Source organism: Vreelandella sp. L-25 (assembly GCF_056857535.1).
On sequence record NZ_JBSXNH010000028.1, the window covers coordinates 17596 to 41756 of the forward strand.

The window sequence follows — 24161 nt, forward strand, 5'->3', positions numbered from 1 at the left end:
CCGTTCTCGGCGCCGCTGACGGCGGCGAGAAACTGGCTCCTTACCTCCCTTTACGTCAACCATAATCAATAAGTCCAAGCAGGACGGAGGCAATTCCAATGAAAAAACTAAAATATACCGTTGCAGCGACCATGATGGCGGCTGCTCTGCCCGCCAGCGCGCAGCAGCTCTCCATCGCGACCGGCGGTACCGGCGGCGTTTACTACCCGATCGGTGGTGGCTTTGCCGAAATGATCAACAACCATATCGATGGCGCTCAGGCGACCGCCGAAGTGACCGGCGCTTCCGTCGAGAACATGGGGCTGATCATGCGCGGCGATGCCGATCTGGCCTTGGTGCTGGCCGATACCGCTTATCAGGCCTATACCGGTACGGGTGATTTTGAAGGTCGTCAGATCGAGAATACCCGCGCACTGGCCTCGGTCTACCCGAACGCGGTGCAGCTCGTGACGCTGACCGAGTCGGACATTCACAGCATTGCGGATCTGGCTGGCAAACGCGTTTCCGTGGGTGCGCCAGGTAGCGGCACCGAGCTGAACGCGCGTGCTCTGCTGGAAGCCAACGGCGTCAGCTACAGCGACTTCACTCCCCAGCGGCTGAACTTCAACGAAACCGCCGATGCCATCCGTGATGGCGATATCGACGCCGGTTTCTGGAGCGTTGGTCCGCCCACCAGCTCGATTCTCAACCTTGCTGCCACGCGCGACATCCGCCTGATCGGCCTGTCCGATGAAGAGATTGCCAACGCCCAGGAAGTGGAAGCGGTGTTTGCGCCTTATGAACTGGCCGCAGGCATGTACGACGGCATGGACGAGGCGGTACAGACCATCGGTATCCCTAACGTGCTGGTCGTCAACGCCGATATGGATGAAGAGCTGGCCTACCAACTGACCCAACTGCTGTTTGAAAACACCGATGAGCTGATCGCGGTTCACCCGGCCGCCAATGACACCACTGTTGAGTTCACCATGAACTCTACGCCGGTGCCGCTGCATCCGGGCGCGCTTCGCTACTTTGAAGAAGTTGGTGCTGAGATTCCGGACCGTCTGCGTCCGTAATTGATCAAGGAGCACAGCCATGCAGTGGCAACGACGACTGATGGCGCTCTTGTTGATGAGTGGTTTGTACGCCGAAGCGGGGGTTACCCCCGCTTCGGCGGCTGCGTCTATGCGCTTAACGGTCGTGACCGATCAGGGCGAAACGCTAGTGGATGCAGCCGCGCCTGAAGGCAGCCGCTGGTGCATCCAGTGGCAGCACTCTGTTGAGCATTTCACGGTGTTGGATTGTTACCGCAACCTAGACGGCACGATGCAGTTAGAGCGTAGTCATCAACCGGATTTTGCCGCAGGGCTTGGGCATATCTATGGACGCGGCGAGCAGGTGTCCGACGGTGAGGGCGGGTACTGGATCAATGCGATTAACGAGCCGGTGGCGAATAATCGCTACGTGCTACGGGTCGGCTCGACGGCCGTCAATCACCGTGTCATGTGGCCGGATGGCGAGCATCCCACCGTGAGCCTGAGTGAGCGAGCGGCTGGCCAACGCGTCACGATAGCCTTGTCATTGCGTTGAGTGTCGTTAGTCAAACACCTCATAAGTGCGCCGATCGATGTCGCTTTTCATAAAAATTAAGTGGGTGTTAATCCCCTAAGTTAGCTTATGCTTCCGAGGACTTTATGAACGAATCCACGCCACCGCCGACTGTGATGCCGGGCGGCAATGCGATTCAACCCCGCTTCGTTTTATGGTGTATCACCATCGTTGCGGTGGGACTGTCGTTATTCCAACTCTATTCGGCGGGTATCCAGCCGTTGGGCTTGTTTTACCAGCGCAGTATTCACTTGGCGCTGATTATGCTGCTGGCGTTTTTAATGTTCCCCGCCTTTGGGCCCAACCGTAAACGCGGTGTGTTGGGGTGGGGGATTGATCTGATCTTTTTTGCCGGGGCGCTGATCACTGGCGGCTATTTAGTCTTAAACCTGGATGCGATATTCAGCCGCGCCGGGTTCTGGAACGAGACCGATATACTCGTCGCCTGCATTGCCACGGTGACCGTGCTGGAAGCCAGCCGCCGTGCAGTGGGCTTCGGTATGACGGTGATTGGCTTGCTCGCTATCGTTTATGCGTTTGCCGGCCCCCGTGGGGAGCTTCCCTGGCTGGGCGAGTGGATGCCCGGCATCATGGAGCACCGTGGCTATAGCCTTGACCGCGTAGCGGGCCAGCTTTACCTGGGCCAAGAAGGCATCTTCGGCCTGCCGCTGGGAGTTGCCGCTACCTATATCTTCATTTTTGTGCTCTTCGGTGCTTTTTTGGAAAGCACGGGTGCCGGTAAGTTTTTCATCGATATGGCTTACGCCGCTACTGGACGCCAGCGCGGCGGTCCGGCCAAAGCGGCCGTTCTGGCCTCGGCGGGTATGGGGTCGATTTCGGGCAGCGCCATTGCCAACGTGGTCACCACCGGCGCGTTTACCATTCCGCTGATGAAGAAACTGGGCTACCAGCCGAAGCAGGCGGGGGGCATCGAAGCCGCCGCTTCCACCGGCGGGCAAATCATGCCGCCGCTGATGGGCGCAGGCGCCTTCTTGATTGCCGAATATACCAATACGCCTTACTTAGAGATCGTCAAAATCAGCATTCTGCCGGCGATCATGTACTTTGCCACGGTCTATCTGTTCGTCCACATCATTGCCTTGAAACAAGGCATGCAGGGCATGGCCAAGAGCGAGCTGCCCCAAATGCGCCAAGTCATGAAAGATGGCTGGCACTTCCTGCTGCCGCTGGCGGTGTTGGTATGGCTGCTGGCCATGAGCATGTCGCCCATGCGCGTGGGGTATTACGCAGTCATCACCATGGTGGCGGTGGCCGTCTTGCGCTATGCGTTATGGTACTTCTTCGTGGCACCCAAACAGGGGCAGCCGGTCACGGTCGAGCGCACGAAAGTGGTCGTGTGGGCAGGGCTCGTGAAGCTGGTCCAGGGATTAGAGTTGGGCGCGCGCAATGCCGTGGCGGTCTCCATGGCTTGCGCTGTCGCCGGTATCATCGTTGGCGTGGTCGGTTTGACTGGTCTGGGTCTGAAGTTCTCCTCCATGATGCTGGCGTTCTCCGGTGGCAACCTGGTGCTGGCACTGCTGTTGGTGCTGTTGGCGAGCCTAATTTTGGGGATGGGGTTACCGGTCACTGCCAGCTACATCGTTCTGATCGTGCTGGTGGGCCCGGCGCTGACCGCCGAGTTCGGTGTGCCGCTGTTGATCGCTCACTTGGTGGTTTTTTGGTACTCCCAGGACTCTAACGTGACGCCGCCCATCGCCTTGGCAGGCTTTGCTGGGGCGGCGATTGCGGGCAGTAAACCTATGGAGACGGGCTTCCAAGCGTGGAAGTTTGCCAAAGGCCTCTATTTGATTCCGCTGTTTATGGTGTTCAATCCGGAGATCATCATTGGCGGGCCGGTACTCGTGGTGGTATGGAATGCAGTCATCGCGCTACTGGCGCTATGTGCATTCGCGGCCTCGCTAGAAGGCTACCTGTTCACGCGTATGTCTTGGCTGCCTCGTTTGGCCATTGGTGGTGCCATCGTCGGTGTGTTCTATCCAAGCTTGTGGACGGAGGTGGCCGGAGTCACGGTCATGGTCGTAGCCATCGCCGCTAACTGGCAGGCGAGCAAACGGGAGACAACGCCGGTGGCTGGTTGATTTTGCCCAGAAGAAAAGCAGCACCAAAAAAGCCCGGGAACATTCGTTCCCGGGCTTTACGTTTTAGCGTCGGTTCGTATTTAGAAAATTGACTCTGCCGTGCCAGACCCTTGCGAGCCGCTGGCTTCCTCGAGCTCTTGGCTAATGCGCCGAGGCTGGAAATCCGGTAGATGGTCTCTGTGGAACAGCTCGGTCATGCCGCCCGGTTGGTCATCGTGTAAACGACGGCCTGTCTCCTGGTCCACCCGTGCGGTGACGATGGTGTCGGGACGCTGTGGCAGCGCAGAGGGCGTACCTTCCAGCGCATCACCCATGAAGTCGATCCAGATCGGCAGTGCTGCATTCGCGCCGTACTCGGCAATGGTGTCGTTGCTGTCTTTACCGACCCACACCGTTGTCACGAGATTGCTGTTGAAACCGGCAAACCAAGCGTCCCGCTGGCTGTTGGTCGTACCGGTTTTACCGACGATGTCGTCACGGTTAAGACTCTGCGCTGCCCGGCCCGTGCCCGATGTGATGACGTCGCGCAGCATGTCACGCAGGATGTACACTGCGGCGGCGTCGGCAACGCGGGGCGCTACTGGGTAGCTTTTGCCATCAATCTCGACGGTCTCCTGGCCTTCGGCACAGTTAGCGCAGGCGACTTGGGGAGTGGCTTCATCGATGATCTCGTTGTCATCGTCACGGGTGACGCGCTCAATAAACCAAGGGGCGACTTGGAAGCCACCATTGGCGATCACCGCGTAGGCGTTGGTCATTTCCATCGGCGTGAGGCTGGCGCTGCCTAGTGCCAGTGACAGGCCTCGGGGGAGGCGCTCAGGCGCAAAGCCAAACCCTTCGAGGTACTGAATGGTGTGGTCGAGCCCCATGGTTTGCAGCACGCGGATAGTGACCAAGTTACGCGAACGCGCGAGCGCCGGGCGCAGGCGCATCGGCCCTTGGAAGTCGCGGCTGGAGTTCACCGGACGCCACAGCGAATCGCTGCCGTCGTCTAGCACCACTGGGGCGTCATTGACCACGCTGGCCGCATTCATCTCGCCATCTTGCAGCGCGGCGAGGTAGATAAACGGTTTGAAGATCGATCCTGACTGGCGCTGTGCCTGTACAGCGCGGTTGAATTTACTGGCGTTAAAATCAAACCCGCCCTGTAACGCTAGGATGGCGCCAGTGCGTGGGTCCTGGGCTACCAGCGAGCCTTCTGCATCGGGGCGCTGGGAGAGGCGCAGTGTGCCTTCGTCGGTTTCCATTACGCGAATCAGGTCGCCACGCTCAGCAATCTGGCTGGCGCTGCTGGGTTCGGCCCCTCGGCTGCGCGGGCTGAGGTAGGGGCGCGCCCAGCTCAAGCCGCTCCAGGCGATGGTGTGCAGCTCACCGCCGCGGGTGAGTACCTGCATTTCGCGGCCACTGCTTTCGACCACGATGGCTGGACGCAGCAGACCGTAGTTGGGCGTGCGCTCCAGTACTTGAAGCCAGTTGCTCACATCGCCATCTACGCCTTCGACTTCTGTTTGGCTACGTTGCGCTGCCTGACGAGCGGTTTGGCGGATCTCAGGCGACTCAGATAGCTCCTCTTCCAAACCCTGGGTAGTGGTCTGCTCTTGGGCTTCGACCAAGCTGGGCGCAATGTCCTCTTGCTCGGCACCCCGCCAGCCGTGGCGTAGGTCGTACTCGATCAGGCCGTTGGCCAGTGCTTGGCGGGCAAACGGCTGCAGCTTGCTATCAATCGTAGTGTAAATACGGTAGCCGCCGGTGTAGGCGTCATCGCCAAAGCGCTCAATGGCATACTGGCGAGCCATCTCTGCCACATAGTCCGCGTCCACTTCGGCTTGGGTGTAATGGCGGCGAGCGGTGACCGGCTCTTGCACGGCATTTTGGTAGATGTCGTTATCGATATAACCAAGCTCGCGCATACGGAACAGAATCCAATTACGACGGATCAGCGAGCGCTCAGAGTTCGCCAGTGGGTTAAAGGCAGAAGGCGCTTTGGGTAGCCCAGCAATCATGGCGGTTTCGGCCAGGCTCAGCTCGGCAAGCGGCTTGTCATAGTAAGTCTCGGCGGCGGCAGCAATGCCGTAGGCGCGGTTACCCAGGAAGATTTTGTTGACGTAAAGCTCGAAAATCTCCTCTTTATCGAGGATCTGCTCCATCTGCAGGGCTAGCAGAATCTCGCGGATTTTGCGTGTGAAGGTCTGGTCCAGGGTCAGCATGTAGTTACGCGCGACCTGCATGGTAATGGTCGAGCCGCCCGACTGAATGGTGCCACCGCTCTGTACTAGCTCCACCGCCGCCCGTGCTAGACCGCGAGGGTCGACGCCGGCATGGTCAAAATAGCTGGCATCTTCTGCCGCAATCAGCGCATTAATCATATCCTGGGGGATCTCGTCGAAGTCGATCGCCATGCGGCGCTCTTCGCCGAATTCGCCAATCAGTTTGCCGTCGTTGGTGAAAATACGCAGCGGTGTGTGCAGTTCAAAATCTTGCAGTTGGCGAACGTCGGGCAGTCCCGGCGAGAAGTAGATAGCGGCACCAATCACCGCCAGTATGACCGCGCCTGAGAGCGCAACAACCAGCGAAAATAGTGACAACACAAGAGTTCGTAAAAACGTCATGAACAGTGGGTACCCGTGAAAAGAGGAGTAGCCAGGGCAGTATTAACGCCATGGCGCGCAAGTGGCTGCCATTATAGGAAGGGGAGGCAGCGGCCACCAGTGTTGATATGGCGTAGAGGCATTGGCGTGTGCCTTAACTAAAAATCATGTAACCTCGAAACTCGCACGATAGGCAGGCGGAGCCGGAGTCAGCATGCGCTTACTAAAACCCAGTAAAGGGTTGATTGGTGTCGATATTACCTCGGCCACCGTCAAGCTACTTGAACTTAAACAGTGCAACGACAACTATCAAGTTGAGAGCTACGCCGTGCGCCCGCTTCGCGAAGGCGCGGTAGTCGAGCGCCGTATTCGTGACATGAACGATGTCGCCAATGTGCTTAGTCGCGCCGTTGAGCATGCCAAACCCTCGACGCGCAAAGCCGCCGTGGCCGTTCCGGCCAGCGCCGCGATTACCAAAACGCTCCAGTTTCCCATTTCGCTTAGCGAAGATGAAATAGAGGAGCGCATCATTGCTGAGTCTGACCGGCATATTCCGTTTCCGTTCAGCGAGGTAGCGTTCGATTTCCATTGCCTAGGCCCCGCGCCCTTTGATGAAGAGCAGCAGCAGGTGATTTTGGTGGTGTGCCGCCAGCAGGGTGTCTCACAACTCACAGAAACCTTAGAGCGCGCAGGTCTTGAGCCTGCGGCGGTGGATGTGGAAACCTTCGCCATGGAGCGCTCGCTGGCCGAGCTGCGTCGTCAGCTCAACGTCGACAGCGATCCCAACGCCTGCGTAGGGCTAGTGGATATTGGTGCGAACATGAACGCCTTCCACGTGGTGCGTGGAGGTCACATCGTATACAGCCGGGACACGGTGTTTGGCGGTCGCCAGCTCACCGACGCGATTCGCGACCATTACTCTTTGAGTAACGAAGAGGCCGGCTTTGCCAAAAAGTACGGCGGCCTACCGGATGACTATCACGAGAAAGTGCTGAATCCGTTTTTGGAAACCGTGGTACAGCAAGTAGGGCGCTCGCTGCAGCTTTATTACACCGCTGCTCGCCAGCATGAGGTGCAACACATTGTATTAGCGGGAGGTTCAAGCGTTATTCCCGGCCTTGCCGAACGTATTTCAGAAGATAGCGGTATGTCGGTGACGATTGCCAACCCGTTCCAACGTATGCGTGTGAATAAACGCCTTAATATTGAAGGCCTAACCAATGATGCACCGGCCATGCTCACCGCTGGTGGTTTGGCGATGAGGGTTGGGTTATGAGCATCAAGATCAATTTGCTGCCCTGGCGGGAAGCACGCCGTGAAAAGCGTACACGCCGATTTTATGGGGTAGTCGTGATGATGTTCTTAGCGGGTATTGGTTTAGGGCTGGGTGTCTTGCAAATTTATCAGCAGCAGTTATCAGCTCAGCAGCAGCGCAATGCGTATATCACTAACCACATTGAGCGCTTGAATAACGAAATCGCCGATGTGCAGCGCTATCAAGCAACCGCAGCCCGGTTGGGTGAGCAACTAACGCTGTTTCAAACCCTGCAAGCCGAGCGGATAGGCACTGTACAGTTGTTCAATAATATTGCTGCCAGCGTGGTGGATGGCGTGGTGTATCAGCGCCTTTCCCGCAGTGGTGAACAGGTTAGCTTTTCTGCCATGGCGGGCAGCGAGCGGCAGGTATCGGATCAACTGCGCCAAATCGCCAGCATGCCAGGGTTAGGGGTGCCACAATTCTCTGAGGTAGCCAGTGGCGATGATGGTACCAGCCGAGTGTTCCAGTTTGACGTGGTACAGTCTGTCGTAGAAGAAGCCGCCGCTGAGGAGGAAGCGCCATGATCTGGGGGCGTGAACGCTGGCGGAGTGAGTGGCGGCAGCTGCAAGATGTAGATTGGCAGGGGCTGGATGTAAAAGAGGCGGGAGAGTGGCCTGCGCTATTAAAAGCGCTATGTGGGGTGCTGGCCTTTGTCATTGCCGTTGGCGCATTAAGTTGGTGGCTGGTGGGCGAAAAGCGCGCCGAGCTAGAAGCGGCGCAGCGTCAAGAGATGCGCCTGCTGAGTGAGTACCGCAGTAAAGTCTCTGAGGCGGCATTTTTGCCCGAGGTACGCGACCAACTAATGGTCTTAGAGGAGCAAATGGCCACTATGCGTGCCATGCTGCCCACCAGTGCCGAGATTCCTTCACTGCTGGATAGTATTAGCGATGCGGCGGTGAACAATAACCTAAGTATCGAAACGATTCGTCTTCGGCCCATCGTGCGTAACGCCCATTATGTGGAGCACCCTTTGGATATTCAGGTGCGTGGCGGCTATCACGAGCTGGCGCAATTCGTGGCCGATATTAGCCAGCTTGCGCGTATTGTGACCCAGCACGATTTAACCCTAGCCCCTGCCGGGCAGAGTGGTGACTCGCTGCGCATGTCGCTGCTGGCACGCACCTATAGCTATATAGAAGCAGTGGAAGGGAAGGAGCCCGCCCCATGAAGCGTCTACTTAGCATTGGCGCGGTGGTTCTGTTAGCGGGCTGTGGCGATGCCAACCTGAGCCAGTTAGATACCGTGATGGAAGAGATTCGTCGTACACCGGCAGGGCAGCCACCGGTGATTATACCGACGATTCCTGAGTATCAGCCGGTAGATTACCGTTACCGCGAGGTGCGAAGCCCCTTCTTAGCACCAGAAAGCATTCGTGCCAACGGCACGGTAGCAGTGATGGAGAGTGCACTCGCCCCGGATCAGCAGCGCACCCCCGAGCCGCTAGAGGAGTTTCAGCTGGAGGCGCTGCGTTTAGTTGGCACATTGCGCATGGGCGGGAAGCAGGTGGCGTTGATTAGCGCCCCTGATGGCAGCACTTATAGTGTGCGTGAAGGCAACTATTTAGGCACTAACTACGGGCATATCACCGCGATTGGCCCGCAAGAAGTACGCATAACCGAACGTATTTTTAATCAGTTGCAGGGTTGGCAGGAGCGTCAGGCATCGCTCACCCTGAATGAGTAGGCTAAGCACATATCGCACGGTGCGCCCTATGTATTTTTACTTGTTATCGGATAACACGCTATGGTCGTCATGCTTCGTCTAATTACGCTGCCATTGTTAGCCCTGATGCCCACCTTTGCCCTGGGTTCAGTGCTAACGGACCTTGAGGTGCGTTCAACCAGTGGCGGCGAGGTGGAGCTGGTATTGCAATTTAGCGGCGGCGTTGCCGAGCTTCGCGGCTATCGGCTGAATACTCCGCCGCGTCTAGCGCTAGATCTAGCCGATACCCAAAGCAGCTTGCCTCAGCGGCGTATTAACGTAGACAGCGCAGGTGTGGAGCGTATTACCGCGTTGGAGGGCAATGGCCGTACACGGCTAGTGGTCGACCTGAGCGAGCCGCTGGACTACACCTCTCGCATAGAAGGGGATCAGCTGCGCATCACCCTAAGCCCTGAAAGTACTAGCGCTGCAAATGACAACTCGCCCGCAGGTATGAGTAGCGGGTTGGAAACTGCCCTGGGGCCGCAAGTAACGGATATCGACTTCCAGCGGGGGGCTGATGGGGCAGGGCGTTTGCTGGTCTCTTTTGATCGTGAAGGGGTAGTGACGCAAGTGCGGGAAGGGAGTGAGGGCCGCGTTATTGCTGAGCTTCGCGACGTAGATATTCCTGATTCCTTGAATCAAATTTACGATGTGACCGACTTTGCTACCCCCATTACTCGCATAACCCCCCGCACTGGCCAGCGGGAAACCCTGCTTGAGCTACAAACGAACGGCCCCTACGCGATGATTTCATCGCAAAGCGGGCGAACACTCACCGTGGAAGTACAGCCGGTGAGCCAAGCCTCTCAGCAGGACCGCGCGCAGCAGGGAGAAAGCTTCACCGGCGACCGTCTGAGCCTCAATTTCCAAGATATTGAGGTGCGAGCCGTGCTGGCGACGCTGGCTGAGTTTACCGGCTTGAACCTAGTCGCCAGTGATAGTGTTACTGGGCGAGTAACGCTCAACCTCAACGATGTGCCCTGGGACCAGGCGCTGGCGCTGATTTTGCAAAGCCAAGGGCTCTCTAGCCGTGAACAGGGCAATGTGATTGTAGTAGCGCCGGCCAGTGAGCTGGCCGAGATTGAGCGTCAAGAGATTGAGGCCCGTAGCCAGCAGCAAACCTTGGCGCCGTTGGTGACTGAGTTCATCGAGATAAAGTACGCACGGGCCGAAGATTTAGCACAGCTGTTGCGTGGTGGTGACGGTTTTGGGCTGCTCACTGAGCGTGGCCGCGTTAGCGTTGACCAGCGTACCAACACACTGCTCATTCAAGACACGGCCGAACAGGTGCGCGATATTATGCGGACGCTGGTCCGGCTGGATGTGGCGGTGCGTCAGGTACAGATCGAGGCGCGCATCGTGATTGCCCGGGATAGCGCCACCCGGGAGCTGGGGGTCAACTGGGGGATGTCGCGGCCTGGCAGTCGAGTGGACCTCGGCGGTGCCGCCACCGGTACGGTGCCGCGGGGTGGGTTGGCGGTGGACTTAGGCTCAATGGCAGCGGCTGATACGAGCTTCAGCTTTGGCTATCTCTCAGGGGATATTCTGCTCGACCTTGAGCTGCGCGCCCTTGAAAGCGAAGGCAAAAGCCAGACGATCTCCCAGCCTCGGGTGATTACCGCCAACCAGCGCACCGCAACGATCCGCCAAGGGGAGGAGCGGGCATTCCAGAGTGTCGATGCCCAGGGCAACCCAGATACCGAGTTTAAAGAGGCGGAGCTCTCCCTAGAAGTGACGCCGCAAATTACCCCGGATAACCGCATCATTATGGATTTGGTAATCAAGAACGACAGCTTCCGTGAGAGCGAGTTCGGCGGCGAGCCGCCCATTGATACCAACCAAATCGAGACCCAGGTGCTGGTCGATAATGGCCAGACGGTGGTGTTAGGCGGTATTTTGACCACTGAACAGCTGAGCCAAATAGCGAAAACACCGCTGCTGGGCGATCTTCCTATACTGGGCAGGCTGTTTCGCTATACCGAAGAGAGCAATGAAAAGGTAGAGTTATTAGTCTTTATCACTCCACGATTACTTGATGATGGTTTGGCGGTTCGCTGATGCAGGATTTACCCAATCTTTTCTTAATAGGCCCCATGGGGGCTGGTAAAAGCACGATAGGCCGCTTATTGGCGGGAGAACTATCGCGCCCGTTTTACGATAGCGATCACGCCATACAAGACCGCTGCGGTGCCGATATACCCTGGATTTTTGACGTGGAGGGTGAGCAAGGCTTTCGTCAGCGTGAAATTCAGATGATTGACGAGCTCACTCAGCTCACGGATGTCGTGGTCGCCACCGGCGGTGGCGCGGTGCTGCGAGAAGAGAACCGCCGAGCGCTGCGCGATCGCGGTACAGTGGTGTACTTGATGACCACTGTCGAGCAGCAGCTAAAACGCACCGCCAAAGATCGCAACCGCCCGTTGCTGCAGTGCGCGAATCGCGAACAGGTTCTCAACGATATGTTCGCCGCCCGTGATCCGCTCTACCGTGCTACTTCTGACATTACGGTACGTACGGATCGCCGTAGCCCCCGTGCTGTGGTGAATGAAATTTTACGCCGCGTGCATCGCCTGATTGATCCGTTAGAAACCGCCAGCGCCCCACATAAAAAGGTATCTCAATGACAGAGCTAGCCCATGACCGTACGCTAACCGTTGAACTGGGTGAGCGCAGCTACCCTATCCATATTGGCGTTGGGCTATTAAATCGCTCAGACAGTTTTGTGCCCTATCTGGCCGGTAGCCAAGTCATGATCGTTACCAATGAAACCGTGGCGCCGCACTACTTAGACACGCTGCGTTCTAGCTTACCCGAGCATTTAGACGTGCGTGCCGTGGTGCTGCCAGATGGCGAGCAGTACAAAACCATCGAGCAGGTAGGACGCATTTGGGATGCGCTGCTGGAAGCCGGCTTTAACCGCCGCTGCACACTCATTGCCCTTGGCGGCGGTGTGATTGGCGATATGGTGGGCTATGCCGCTGCTTCCTATCAGCGCGGCGTGGCGTTCATTCAAGTGCCTACCACACTACTTTCTCAGGTGGACTCCTCGGTAGGCGGTAAAACCGGGGTCAACCATCCGCTGGGCAAGAACATGATTGGCGCATTCTGGCAGCCCAGAGCCGTGGTAGTGGATATCGCCACGCTGACCTCGCTGCCTGCGCGGGAGCTCTCTGCAGGGCTGGCGGAGGTGGTGAAGTACGGCTTCATTCGCGATGCCGCCTTCCTTGCTTGGCTGGAACAGAACATGGCGGCGCTGCGCCGCGTCGAACCCGAGGTGGTGGCAGATGCAATTGCCAAAAGCTGCCAGATCAAAGCCGATATCGTGGCGGAAGACGAAACCGAGCAGGGCGTTCGTGCGCTGTTGAACCTTGGCCACACGTTTGGCCATGCCATCGAGGCGCATCAAGGTTACGGCAACTGGCTGCACGGCGAAGCCGTAGGAGCCGGCATGGCGATGGCCGCCACGCTCTCCCACCAGTTGGGGTGGATCAGCGCTGATGCCTTAAAGCGCACGAAAGCGGTGATCGAAAGCGCGGGCCTTCCGCTGGTTGCGCCAACGGGCATGTCGTCGGATGACTTCTTGACACGAATGCGGCTGGATAAAAAGAACGTGGACGCGCGTCTGCGTCTGGTGCTACTGAACGACTTGGGCGATGCCTGCGTTAGCGATGCCACGCCTATCGAGACACTGAGACAGCTACTCGATGATTATCCGCGCGGCTAGGGGAATCACCCGTAAGCGCACCCGCTCAAAACCCGCCTCGAAACAGGCGGGTTTTGTTTGTCTAGAAAGCGCCGAAGTGGCTGCTGACTAGTGATATCCGTATGCCTTATGCGCTATCGGCATGGGGTTTTTAGTAAAAATTAGACTAAAGTCTAGTGCTCTGTATTGATTGTTGAAATACCGTTTCTTTGGCCTGCAAGCCGTTGAAGTATAACTATTTTTTTATTGAGCGGTAGTGCAACTACGGGATTTGGCGAGGGTTTTTGACGATTGGCGAGTGTCGAGCGATTGCGCTACGCGGTGGCAAATCGCTATGCTGAGCGACCTTTTTCTCGCAGCAGCGAATGCGGACAACACCCTATTTTGGGCGGGTAACAAGAGCCATAAAAAAAGAAAAACCCGTGATTATACCATAAAAACGCTGCTTACAAAATACGCTGACTAGAGGCACGCCCATGAATAGAGGTCTTCACCAGCCAGGCGAGTTTCGCGATAACTGCGGCTTTGGCCTTATTGCCCACATGGAAGGGCAGGCCAGCCACGACTTGCTGAAAACGGCTATCGAATCACTGACTTGCATGACCCACCGTGGCGGCATCGCGGCAGATGGTAAAACCGGCGACGGTTGTGGCCTGCTGCTAAAGATGCCCGCACAGTTCATGCGTGCTGCTGCTAAAGAGTCGCTCGATGTAGAGCTGGGCGAGCGCTTCGCAGTGGGGTCGGTGTTTTTACCCAACGACGATGCGCGTGCCGCCAAAGCCAAAGAGACGCTGGTGGCTGAGTTAAGCGCACGCGGTTTGGACGTGCTGGGCTGGCGCGTAGTGCCCACGGACTCGAGTGTCTGCGGCCCCATGGCGCTGGACTGCCTGCCGCGTATCGAGCAGCTGTTCGTTGCCCCCGGCAGCAGCGACAATTTCGATGTCGATCTTTTCATGGGTCGCCGCTACGCCGAGCAGGCGCTGCGCAGCGACGAAGACTTTTACGTGGCATCGCTCTCCAGCGAAGTGGTCTCCTATAAAGGCCTGGTGATGCCGGAAGATTTGCCGGCCTTCTATAAAGACCTGAACGACCCACGCCTGGAAACCGCCATCTGCGTCTTCCATCAGCGCTTCTCGACCAACACCGCACCGCGCTGGCCCCTGGCGCAGCCGTTCCGCCTGCTGGCGCACAACGGCGAGATCAACACCATCGAAGCCAACCGCGGCTGGGCGAACTCGCGTAAGGCGAACTTCGTCAACGAGCGTCTGCCTGATATCGCTAAACTAGACGAAATCGTCAACACCACCGGCTCCGACTCCTCCAGTATGGATAACATGCTGGAAGTGCTGCTGACCGGCGGTATGGAACTACACCGCGCCGTGCGCATGATGGTGCCGCCCGCCTGGCAAAACGTCGAGACCATGGGCGCCGAGCTACGCGCGTTCTACGAGTACAACTCCATGCACATGGAGCCGTGGGACGGCCCCGCAGGCGTGGTCATGACCGACGGTCGCCAAGCGGTCTGTATGCTGGACCGTAACGGCCTGCGTCCGGCGCGCTGGGTGATTACCAAGAACGGCTACATCACCCTGGCGTCGGAAATCGGCACCTACGGCTACAAGCCGGAAGACGTGGTGGCAAAAGGCCGCGTCGGCCCCGGCCAGATGCTGGCCGTCGATACCCAAACGGGCGAAGTGCTGCACACTCAGGACATCGATGATCGCCTGAAGTCCGCATACCCCTACAAGCGCTGGCTGAAACAGGAAGCGAGCTACCTGGAGTCGGCGCTGACCGAACTGGCGCGCTTCCAAACGATGGACACGGATACGCTGAACGTGCAGCAGAAGATGTTCCAGGTGACCTTTGAAGAGCGTGACCAGGTGCTGCGCCCGCTGGCGGAAAGCGGCCAGGAGGCGGTGGGCTCCATGGGCGACGATACGCCGATGGCGGTACTGTCGAGCCGCCCGCGCCTGCTCACCGACTACTTCCGGCAGAAGTTTGCCCAGGTCACCAACCCGCCGATCGACCCGCTGCGCGAAGCGATCGTGATGTCGTTGGAAACCTGCTGTGGCGCGGAGCTGAACGTCTTCAAGGCCACACCGGAACACGCCCATCGCTTGATTTTGACCACGCCGGTGCTCTCGCCGCGTAAATTCACCGCCCTGGTGAGCCAGGACGATCCGGCCTTTGCTAGCTATATGCTGCCGCTCGGGTACGATCCAGAGCAGACCAGCCTGCAGCAGGCGATTACCGCGCTGTGTCAAGAAGCCGAAGCGCAGGTAAAAGCGGGTAAAGTGATTCTGGTGCTAAGCGATGCGGAGCTGCCCAAAGGCCAACTGCCCATTCAGGCAGCGCTGGCCGTGGGTGCGGTGCACTCCCACCTGGGCCGCCTGGCGCTGCGCCCCAATGCCAACATCGTGGTCGAAACCGGCTACGCCCGCGACGCCCATCAAATGGCGGTACTGTTCGGCGTGGGCGCGACAGCGGTCTACCCTTGGCTGGCCTATCAGGTCATGGCGGATATGCACCGCACCGGAGAATTGACTGGCAACCCGGCAGACGCCCGCGAGAATTATCGTAAAGGCCTGCAGAAGGGGCTCTTCAAGATCCTTTCTAAGATGGGCATTTCGACGCTGGCCTCCTACCGTGGCTCCATGCTGTTCGAGGCCGTGGGCCTGTCGGATGAGGTCATGGAGACCTGTTTCGTGGGCATGGCGTCGCGTATTCAGGGCACCGGCTTTGCTGAGCTTCAGCTTCAGCAAGAACTGCTGGCCAAGGATGCATGGATTCCCCGCAAAGGGATCTCTCAAGGCGGTATGCTCAAGTACGTGCACGGCCACGAGTACCACGCCTACAACCCGGATGTGGTCAAGGCGCTGCAGGCGGCGGTGCAAGAGGGCAGCTACACCAAGTGGAAGAAATTTGCGCAGCTGGTGAACGAGCGCCCCGTGGCCACCATTCGTGACCTGCTGAAACTCAAGCCTGCGGCCACGCCGATTCCGCTGGAAGAGGTCGAGCCCATCGAAGCGCTGATTCCACGCTTCGACAGCGCAGGCATGTCGCTGGGCGCGCTGTCGCCCGAAGCGCACGAAGCGCTGGCCCAGGCCATGAACGAGGCGGGCGGTCGCTCCAACTCCGGTGAAGGTGGCGAAGACCCAGCCCGTTACGGCACCATTCGCAGCTCGAAAATCAAACAGATCGCTTCTGGCCGTTTCGGTGTTACGCCAGCTTACTTGGTCAATGCCGAAGTGCTGCAGATCAAAGTGGCCCAGGGTGCGAAGCCCGGTGAGGGCGGCCAGCTACCGGGCGGTAAGGTCAATCAGCTGATTGCCCGCTTGCGCTACTCGGTGCCCGGCGTTACGTTGATTTCGCCGCCGCCGCACCACGATATTTACTCCATCGAAGACTTGGCGCAGCTGATCTTTGACCTCAAGCAGGTCAACCCAGACGCGCAGGTCTCGGTGAAACTCGTCTCCGAGCCAGGGATCGGCACCATTGCCACTGGCGTCGCCAAAGCCTATGCGGACTTGATCACCGTGTCTGGCTACGACGGCGGCACCGCGGCAAGCCCGCTCACCTCCATCAAGCACGCCGGTTCCCCTTGGGAGCTGGGCCTGCCGGAGGTGCATCAAGCGCTGCGCATTAACGGCCTGCGGGACAAAATTCGTCTGCAAACCGATGGTGGTCTGAAGACCGGTCTTGACGTCGTCAAAGCGGCGATTCTGGGTGCTGAAAGCTTCGGTTTCGGCACCGCGCCGATGGTCGCGCTGGGCTGTAAATACCTGCGTATTTGCCACCTGAACAACTGCGCCACCGGTGTAGCGACCCAGGATGACTTCCTGCGCGGCGAGCACTTCCGCGGCACCGTGGATATGGTGAAGAACTACTTCCGCTTTATTGCCGAAGAAGTACGCGAGCTGATGGCCATGCTGGGCGTTCGCAAGCTCACCGACCTGATTGGCCGCACGGACCTGCTGGAAGTGTTGGAAGGCAATACGGCATCACAGCGCAAGCTGGATTTAATGCCGCTGTTGGCGAACGACTTCGTGCCTGCGGATGCGCCTCAGTTCTGTGAAGTGAGCCGCAACGTGCCTCACGACCCGGGTGCCAAGAACCAGGAAGTGCTGGCGGCGCTGAAAGAAGCCATCGAGTCTCAGTCAGGTGGCACCTTCGACTTCACCATCACCAACTGCGACCGCAGCGTCGGGGCGCTCACCTCCGGTGCCATTGCCAAGCGTTACGGTGAAGAGGGGCTCGAAGCCGCACCGGTGACGGCGCGCTTTATCGGTGTGGCGGGCCAAAGCTTCGGCGTGTGGAACGCCCGTGGCCTGAACCTCTACCTGGAAGGCGATGCCAACGACTACGTCGGTAAAGGCATGAACGGTGGCAGCATCGTCATCGTGCCGCCCAAGGTCAGCCAGTTCGAGAGCCACAAAACGGCCATTATCGGCAACACCTGCCTCTATGGGGCTACGGGTGGCACGCTGTTTGCTGCCGGTACCGCTGGCGAGCGCTTTGCGGTACGTAACTCCGGCGCCACGGCGGTGATCGAAGGCGCGGGTGACCACTGCTGTGAGTACATGACCGGTGGTTTGGTCTGCGTGCTGGGTGAAACCGGCGTTAACTTTGGGGCGGGCATGACGGGTGGCTTTGCCTACGTGCTCGATGAAGACCGGACCTTCGTGGACAAGTACAACCACGAGCTGGTCGAAATTCACCGGGTCAACACCGAAGCGATGGAAGCCTACCGTCGCCACCTGCGGGAAATGATCGAGGCCTACGTGGCCGCGACGGGTTCCGCACGCGGTGTGGCGATTCTGGAAGACTTTAGCGACTACGCGCGCCACTTCTGGCTAGTGAAGCCAAAAGCGGCCAGCCTGGGTAGTCTGCTGGATCAGTCTCGGCGTCAGCCGCAATAACCGTCAGCGCCTACGCTTCGAGGAGAGAGATCATGGCCAACCGTTTAAATAACGATTTTCAGTTTGTCGACGTGGGTCGTAAAGACCCACAGAAAAAACCTGCGCACACCCGGGCCAAAGAGTTCGCGGAAATTTACGAGCCGTTCAAGCCCACCGATGCGGCGAGCCAGGCGCACCGCTGCTTGCACTGCGGCAACCCCTACTGCGAGTGGAAGTGCCCGGTACACAACTACATTCCTAACTGGCTTCAGCTGGTGGTGGAAGGCAACATTATTGAAGCCGCCGAGCTGTCCCACAAAACCAACTCGCTGCCGGAAGTGTGTGGCCGCGTGTGCCCGCAAGACCGCCTATGTGAAGGCGATTGCACCCTGAACGATGGCTTTGGCGCGGTGACGATCGGCTCGGTGGAGAAATACATCACCGATACCGCCTTTGCCATGGGCTGGCGCCCTGATATGTCCAAAGTGGTGTGGACCGATAAGAAAGTCGCGATTGTTGGTGCAGGTCCTGCGGGCTTGGGCTGTGCCGATATTCTGGCGCGCAACGGCGTCAAGCCGGTGGTGTTCGATAAGTACCCCGAAATTGGCGGTCTGCTGACCTTTGGTATCCCTGAGTTTAAGCTGGAAAAGAACGTCATGGAGCGCCGCCGTGCGGTATTCGAGGAAATGGGCGTTGAGTTCCGTCTGAATACCGAAATCGGTACTGATGTCGAGTTCGAGACGCTGCTGCAGGAGTACGACGCGGTGTTCCTGGGCATGGGTACTTACAAGTACATGCAGGGTGGCTTCCCCGGTGAAGACCTGCCCGGTGTCTACAAAGCGCTGGATTTCCTAATTGCCAACGTCAACCGCCGCTTGGGCTTCGAGAAAGACCCGAACGACTTTATCTCCATGGAAGGCAAGCGCGTGGTGGTGCTGGGCGGTGGTGATACCGCGATGGACTGTAACCGCACCTCGATTCGTCAGCGCGCCGCCAGCGTGACCTGTGCCTACCGCCGCGATGAAGAGAACATGCCGGGCTCGCGCCGTGAAGTGGCTAACGCACGGGAAGAGGGCGTCGAGTTCCTTTTCAACCGCCAGCCGGTCGCGGTAGTGGGTGAAGACAAAGTCGAAGGCGTAAAAGTGGTTCGTACGCGCCTGGGCGAGCCGGATGAAAACGGTCGCCGTCGCCCGGAAGTGGTGCCCGGCTCCGAAGAGATCATTGCCGCCGATGCGGTGGTGGTGGCCTTTGGCTTCCAGGCAAGTCCGGCCCCATGGTTCAAAAGCGCCAATATCGAGGTCAACGACTGGGATCTGGTCAAGGCACCCGAGCATGGCCAGTACGCCTTCCAAACCAGCAACGAGAAAATCTTTGCCGGTGGCGATATGGTGCGCGGCTCCGATCTCGTGGTCACCGCTATTTATGAAGGGCGTCAGGCCGCTGAAGGCATTCTGGATTACCTAGGCGTGTAAAGTGTGTATGTCATGCCGAACAGCATCAGGGGTAGGTCGTAGCGAGGGTCTTTTGTCATGGATGACAAAAGTAGCGCCCAGGGATGGGTTCGCAGCGCCCTCGCGCAGACCTACTTCTGGGGCAACTGCGCATCGGCATCCTTTGGCCCGATCAATTGGCCTCCCACTGTTTATGTACAGCCAGTAGCTAGTTATGTGTAGCCAATAGCTAGGGTGGGAGGCAGCTTTAGCTCGCGACCGAGAGCTGGCGCTGTTTCAGTTCAAATTGAGCCTTAAGGCGTACTCTGCTATTCTGTCGTCCCATCCTGGTGTGGCTTTCTGTTACGCCTTTTGATCACGTTTCGACAGGTTTTCCATGACACGATATATCTTCGTGACCGGCGGCGTTGTGTCCTCTCTTGGCAAGGGCATCGCGTCGGCCTCGCTGGCGGCGATTCTCGAGGCCCGCGGCCTTAAGGTCACCATGCTCAAGCTCGACCCGTACATCAACGTGGACCCGGGCACCATGAGTCCCTTCCAGCACGGCGAGGTGTTCGTCACCGAGGATGGCGCCGAGACGGACTTGGACTTAGGTCACTATGAGCGCTTTATTCGCACCAAAATGACCCAGGGCAACAACTTCACCACCGGCCGCGTGTACGAACATGTGCTACGCAAAGAGCGCCGGGGTGACTACCTGGGTGGCACTGTGCAGGTCATTCCGCACATCACTGATGAGATCAAGCAGCGCGTCTACGCTGGAGGCGAAGGCTTCGACGTGGCGCTGGTGGAGATCGGCGGGACGGTTGGCGATATCGAATCACTGCCGTTCCTGGAGTCCATTCGTCAGATTCGCAGCGAGCTGGGCGCAAGCCGCGCCATTTACATGCACCTCACCCTGGTGCCGTACATCAAGACCGCTGGCGAAACCAAAACCAAACCGACGCAGCACAGCGTAAAAGAGCTGCGCTCCATCGGCATCCAGCCGGATATTTTGATTTGCCGCAGCGAAGTGGAGCTTGAGGAGAGCGAGCGCCGCAAGATTGCGCTGTTCACCAATGTGGAAGAGCGTGCGGTAGTGCCGCTGCAAGACGCCGACACTATCTACCGCATTCCGCTAATGCTTCACGAGCACGGCCTGGACGATATCGTCTGCGACAAGCTGCGCTTAGAAGCTGAGCCTGCGGATCTGTCGGAGTGGGTCAAGGTACTCGATGCCAAGCTGAACCCGCTGAAGTCGGTCAGCATCGCCATGGTCGGCAAGTACATGGAGCTGCTGGATGCGTATAAGTCGCTGAACGAAGCGCTGATCCACGCAGGTATTCAGGGCCGCATCAAGGTCAACGTCGACTACATCGACTCTGAAGACATCGAGCGTCACGGCACCGAGCGTCTGGCAGGTAAAGATGCCATTCTAGTGCCCGGCGGTTTTGGCGAGCGCGGCGTGGAAGGCAAGATCCTGACCGCCCAGTTTGCCCGTGAAAACAACATCCCTTACCTGGGTATCTGTCTAGGCATGCAGGTAGCGGTGATCGAGTTCGCCCGCAACGTGGCTGGCTGGAAAGACGCCAACTCCACCGAGTTTACCCACGATACCAAGCACCCGGTGGTGGGGTTGATCACCGAGTGGATCAATGCCGAAGGCAAGATCGAGCTGCGCGACGCGGCCTCCGACCTGGGCGGCACCATGCGTTTGGGCGGCCAAGTGTGCCATCTGGCCGCTGGCAGCAAAGCCCGCGAAGCGTACGGTGCCGACGAAATCGTTGAGCGTCATCGCCACCGCTTCGAAGTCAACAACCAGTTCATTGATGAGCTGGAAGCTGCGGGCCTGGTGATTTCGGGCAAGAGCGTCGATCAGTCGCTGGTCGAAGTCGTCGAGCTGGCGGATCACCCTTGGTACGTGGCGTGTCAGTTCCACCCGGAGTTCACCTCGACGCCTCGCGACGGTCATCCGCTCTTCTCGGGCTTCGTCAATGCCGCACTAGAACACAAAACGGCACGCACCCGTGCCCACGCCGCACCTCAGGAATAAAGGGGGAAGCATGTCTTCTCAGTCCCAATTCCCAGAGCATCACATCAACGTTGCCGGCTTAACCGCCGGCAATTCTTTGCCACTCATGCTGCTTGGCGGCATGAACGTGCTGGAGTCGGCGGAGCTGGCCGATGAAGTGGCGCAGGCCTACGTGAATGTGACGCAAAAGCTGGGTATGCCTTATGTGTTCAAGGCCAGTTTCGACAAAGCGAATCGCAGCTCGATCCACTCCTACCGGGGGCCTGGGCTGGAAAAAGGCCTGCAAATCCTGGCCGATATCAAGGCGCGCTATAACGTGCCCATCATTACCGATGTGCACGAGCCCTGGCAGGCAGCGCCTGCTGCTGAAGTCGCCGATATCATCCAGCTGCCGGCCTTTTTGGCGCGCCAGACCGATCTAGTGGTGGCAATGGCGAAAACGGGCGCTGCCATCAATATCAAAAAGCCGCAGTTTTTGGCCCCGCACGAAATGCGCCATATCCTTAACAAGTTTCAGGAAGCGGGCAATGACCGCCTGATGCTCTGCGAGCGCGGCACCAGCTTTGGCTACAACAACCTGGTGGTGGACATGCTGGGCTTTGGCGACATGAAGCAGACCGGTTACCCGGTGTTCTTCGATGTCACCCATGCTCTGCAGCGCCCCGGTGGCCGGGCGGATAGCGCCGATGGCCGCCGTGCCCAAGTGGCAGAGCTTGCTCGTGCGGGCGTGGCGGTTGGTTTGGCGGGGCTGTTTTTAGAAGCTCATCCAGACCCCGATAATGCCAAGTGCGACGGCCCCTGTGCGCTGCCGCTGGATCAATTAGAGCCATTCTTAACGCAGCTGTCGCAGTTAGACGCTCTGGTAAAAGGCTTCGATCCCTTAACCATCCGTTAATCGCGGCGTTAATCCGTGGTATACATTGGATCTCTCATCTATTAGACCGACAACCAAAGGACACTGTCATGACCAAAATTGTTGAAATCAGTGCGCTGGAAGTGCTCGATTCGCGCGGTAACCCGACCGTTCAAGCCACCGTACGTTTGGAAAGCGGTGCCGTAGGCGTTGCCTGTGCCCCCAGCGGTGCCTCCACGGGTTCCCGCGAAGCACTCGAACTGCGTGATGGCGACAAGGCGCGCTACCTCGGTAAAGGCGTTTTAAAAGCCGTCGAGGCCGTGAATGGCAAGATTCGTGATGCGTTGTTGGGAATGGATGCGCGGGACCAGCGCGGTTTGGACAATGCCATGCTGGAGTTGGATGGCACGGATAACAAGGCGACTCTGGGAGCCAATGCGATTCTGGCGGTGTCGCTCGCGGCAGCCAAGGCGGCGGCCAATGCCAAAGGCGTGCCACTGTATGCCCATATCGCCGAGCTTTACGGTCAGCCAGGCCAGTACAGCATGCCGGTACCGATGATGAACATCCTCAACGGCGGTGAGCACGCCGACAATAACGTGGATATTCAGGAGTTCATGGTGCAGCCGGTGGGCGCCCCCAACTTCCGTGAAGGTCTGCGTATGGGCGCGGAGATTTTCCACGCACTGAAAAAAGTGCTCTCTGCCAAGGGGCTGTCTACCTCGGTAGGGGATGAGGGTGGCTTTGCGCCCAACCTGACATCCAACGCCGAGGCACTGGCCGTCATCAAGCAGGCGGTGGCCGATGCCGGTTATACCCTGGGCAGCGATGTCACTCTGGCGCTGGACTGTGCTGCCTCCGAATTCTACAAGGAAGGTCAGTACGACCTGGCCGGAGAAGGCAAGCGTTACGACTCCGAAGGGTTTGCCGACTACCTGGCGGGCCTGTGTGCCGACTACCCCATCGTGTCTATCGAAGACGGCATGGACGAGTCCGACTGGGCCGGTTGGAAAGCCTTGACCGACAAGCTGGGCGACAAGGTGCAGCTGGTGGGGGACGACCTATTCGTCACCAATACCAAAATCCTTAAGCGTGGCATTGACGAGCAGATCGGTAACTCGATTCTGATCAAGTTCAACCAGATTGGCTCGCTCTCCGAAACCCTCGACGCGATTAAAATGGCCCAAGATGCGGGCTTTACGGCGGTCATCTCCCACCGTAGTGGTGAAACGGAAGATACCACTATTGCCGATTTGGCCGTAGGCACCTGTGCGGGACAAATCAAGACCGGATCGCTGTGTCGTTCTGACCGTGTCGCGAAGTACAACCGCCTGCTGGTGATCGAAGCCGAGCTAGGGGATGTGAGCTACCCCGGTTTGAAAGCCATCAAAGGCCAGTAGGTCAAAAACATAGCGTTCGCGTGTAAGGGATCTCTCAAAAATTTGTAAGAGATCTCTTACAAATGCCGACGAAATTCGCTCGAAACCTTGTAAGAAAAAGCGAGATTTTTCACTAATTCAACTTTAAGTGATTGTCTTAGTTGGGTTTTATGAAAGAAAGGCGGGTCCCTTGGGCTCGCCTTTTGCGTATTGGGTCCGATTGAGAAGTTGCGCTGTTCTGCCACAATGCATTCAGGACAAGGGGAGGCAAGGATGCTTCAGGCAGGATGCAACGGGATGCAAGCAGGTGCGCCGGGTGATACAGAGACGTGAGTCCTGGCAAGGAAGTCACCTGAGGAGGTTGACACAGGGAGTGGTCAGAGGAAGTGCTTGGAGCGGGCGGCCTACGGGCCGCCTTTTTTTGTGGTGCGCCAGGCATGGCGCGCAGCGCCAATTAGGCGCTATCCGGTCCGCCGTGGTGGTTGGCCGGATGACTTGGGGGTGAAAGTCCCCTACGGACCCTGATAGCGGGAACCGTTAGCTGAACAGCAAGGGTGTTCGTCGTGA

Annotated in this window: 16 protein-coding genes; 15 read left to right on the forward strand and 1 reads right to left on the reverse strand. The window is 58.3% G+C overall.

The window, feature by feature from the left end:
• Positions 1-98 precede the first annotated feature (98 nt).
• From AC13CN_RS01945 to AC13CN_RS01955, 3 genes are all read left to right on the forward strand, one after another.
• Positions 99-1058 (forward strand): TAXI family TRAP transporter solute-binding subunit, encoded by a 960-nt coding sequence (locus AC13CN_RS01945; RefSeq protein ID WP_253557258.1) that lies wholly within the window; start codon positions 99-101, stop codon positions 1056-1058.
• A gap of 19 nt (positions 1059-1077) precedes the next feature.
• Positions 1078-1572, forward strand: a complete 495-nt coding sequence (locus AC13CN_RS01950) for a DUF1850 domain-containing protein (protein ID WP_253557257.1) — start codon at positions 1078-1080, stop codon at positions 1570-1572.
• Positions 1573-1676: 104 nt separating this feature from the next.
• Positions 1677-3689 (forward strand): TRAP transporter permease, encoded by a 2013-nt coding sequence (locus tag AC13CN_RS01955; RefSeq protein WP_058578274.1) that lies wholly within the window; start codon positions 1677-1679, stop codon positions 3687-3689.
• A gap of 80 nt (positions 3690-3769) precedes the next feature.
• On the opposite strand, the gene AC13CN_RS01960 is transcribed toward AC13CN_RS01955, so the two are convergent.
• On the reverse strand, positions 3770-6298 hold the full coding sequence (locus AC13CN_RS01960; protein WP_253557256.1) for a penicillin-binding protein 1A: 2529 nt from the start codon (positions 6296-6298) through the stop codon (positions 3770-3772).
• 193 nt (positions 6299-6491) lie between these two features.
• Here AC13CN_RS01960 and pilM point away from each other — a divergent pair, with 193 nt between their 5' ends.
• From pilM to eno, 12 genes are all read left to right on the forward strand, one after another.
• On the forward strand, positions 6492-7553 hold the full coding sequence (gene pilM, locus AC13CN_RS01965; protein ID WP_089675479.1) for a type IV pilus assembly protein PilM: 1062 nt from the start codon (positions 6492-6494) through the stop codon (positions 7551-7553).
• Entirely contained in the window at positions 7550-8119 is a 570-nt protein-coding gene (locus tag AC13CN_RS01970; RefSeq protein WP_089675480.1) for a PilN domain-containing protein, read from the forward strand. Before pilM ends, AC13CN_RS01970 begins: the two co-directional genes overlap by 4 nt.
• Positions 8116-8763 (forward strand): type IV pilus inner membrane component PilO, encoded by a 648-nt coding sequence (locus AC13CN_RS01975; protein WP_089675481.1) that lies wholly within the window; start codon positions 8116-8118, stop codon positions 8761-8763. The genes AC13CN_RS01970 and AC13CN_RS01975 overlap by 4 nt, the downstream gene beginning before the upstream one ends.
• Positions 8760-9278, forward strand: coding sequence for a pilus assembly protein PilP (locus AC13CN_RS01980; RefSeq protein ID WP_253557255.1), 519 nt, complete (start codon positions 8760-8762; stop codon positions 9276-9278). The genes AC13CN_RS01975 and AC13CN_RS01980 overlap by 4 nt, the downstream gene beginning before the upstream one ends.
• 60 nt (positions 9279-9338) lie before the next feature.
• On the forward strand, positions 9339-11357 hold the full coding sequence (locus AC13CN_RS01985; RefSeq protein WP_253557252.1) for a type IV pilus secretin PilQ: 2019 nt from the start codon (positions 9339-9341) through the stop codon (positions 11355-11357).
• On the forward strand, positions 11357-11923 hold the full coding sequence (gene aroK / locus AC13CN_RS01990) for a shikimate kinase AroK (protein WP_062372331.1): 567 nt from the start codon (positions 11357-11359) through the stop codon (positions 11921-11923). The genes AC13CN_RS01985 and aroK overlap by 1 nt, the downstream gene beginning before the upstream one ends.
• Positions 11920-13023, forward strand: a complete 1104-nt coding sequence (aroB, locus tag AC13CN_RS01995) for a 3-dehydroquinate synthase (protein WP_253557250.1) — start codon at positions 11920-11922, stop codon at positions 13021-13023. Before aroK ends, aroB begins: the two co-directional genes overlap by 4 nt.
• A 455-nt stretch (positions 13024-13478) precedes the next feature.
• Entirely contained in the window at positions 13479-17921 is a 4443-nt protein-coding gene (gltB, locus tag AC13CN_RS02000) for a glutamate synthase large subunit (protein WP_253557248.1), read from the forward strand.
• A gap of 32 nt (positions 17922-17953) precedes the next feature.
• Entirely contained in the window at positions 17954-19372 is a 1419-nt protein-coding gene (locus AC13CN_RS02005) for an FAD-dependent oxidoreductase (protein WP_253557246.1), read from the forward strand.
• 355 nt (positions 19373-19727) lie between these two features.
• Positions 19728-21383 (forward strand): CTP synthase, encoded by a 1656-nt coding sequence (locus AC13CN_RS02010; RefSeq protein WP_044628869.1) that lies wholly within the window; start codon positions 19728-19730, stop codon positions 21381-21383.
• A 10-nt stretch (positions 21384-21393) separates the two neighbouring features.
• Entirely contained in the window at positions 21394-22257 is an 864-nt protein-coding gene (gene kdsA, locus AC13CN_RS02015) for a 3-deoxy-8-phosphooctulonate synthase (protein ID WP_044628868.1), read from the forward strand.
• 68 nt (positions 22258-22325) lie between these two features.
• Positions 22326-23615, forward strand: coding sequence for a phosphopyruvate hydratase (gene eno / locus AC13CN_RS02020; protein ID WP_044628867.1), 1290 nt, complete (start codon positions 22326-22328; stop codon positions 23613-23615).
• The last annotated feature ends 546 nt before the right edge of the window (positions 23616-24161 follow it).